Below are 515 nucleotides of genomic sequence, written 5' to 3' on the forward strand. Positions count from 1 at the left end.
GGGCGGCGCGGCCCCTGGCGGCGAGGCACGCGCTTTGGGAGCGAGATTCGGGGCGATATGGCACGCACGAACCTGCTATGGCAAAAACGATCATTGTAATTGAGTGCGGCGAGCATCGAAACACCGGCCCGCCTTGCCTACACTGAGGTCATCGACGAACGAATCAGTTACCGGCTGCCGCGGCGCGGCACCGGATCAGGAGACAGGCCCCGCCATGGATGCGCTCTATACCGAAGACCAGCGGATGATTCGCGACAGCGTCCGCGATTTCTCCAGCGAAGTGCTCGCGCCGAACGCGGCGCAATGGGACCGCGAGGGCGCGCTGCCCGATCGCGTGGTCGCGCAGATGGGCGAGCTGGGCCTGCTCGGCATGGTGGTGCCGGCCGAGTGGGACGGTTCGTATACCGATTACACCGCCTATGCGCTGGCGGTGGAGGAAATCGCCGCCGGCTGCGCGTCCTGCGCCACGCTGATGAGCGTGCAGAACTCGGTGTGCTGCGGCCCGATCCTGAACT

1 protein-coding gene is annotated in these 515 nt (G+C 66.0%); it reads left to right on the forward strand.

The genetic code is table 11. The features are described from left to right. Positions 1-214: 214 nt before the first annotated feature. Positions 215-515, forward strand: a 301-nt coding sequence (locus HWX25_RS32920; RefSeq protein ID WP_175912774.1) for an acyl-CoA dehydrogenase family protein, incomplete at its 3' end; no start/stop codon positions are given.

This window comes from Burkholderia sp. BCC1640, assembly GCF_902833125.1.
Taxonomy (GTDB): domain Bacteria; phylum Pseudomonadota; class Gammaproteobacteria; order Burkholderiales; family Burkholderiaceae; genus Burkholderia; species Burkholderia diffusa.